Consider the following 228-nt stretch of genomic DNA (forward strand, 5'->3'; position numbering starts at 1 on the left):
CACCCCACACAATGTCATATGTCTTAGTTTCGGCAATATTTGTAGTGTTGTTTGTAGGTTTAGAAGAATAAGCAATATCTACAAACAAATCGCCATTTTCAGCAAGTGTAAATGTCAGTTCTGGTTGTGTAGCATTGTCGCCTTTTTCACCTTTAGGACCAGGTGGCCCGATAGGAGCTTGTGGGCCTCTTTCACGTGCTTCGCCCTTTGGACCTACATTACCTTGTA

General features: G+C 43.0%; 1 protein-coding gene. It reads right to left on the reverse strand.

Annotated elements, in window-relative coordinates; translation table 11 throughout:
- Window positions 1–228 (reverse strand): hypothetical protein (locus ACSV5T_RS10520; protein ID WP_438321124.1); only part of this gene is annotated, 228 nt, incomplete at both ends.

Origin of the sequence: Veillonella sp. ZSJB6 (genome assembly GCF_051549505.1) — a bacterium.
GTDB lineage: Bacteria > Bacillota > Negativicutes > Veillonellales > Veillonellaceae > Veillonella.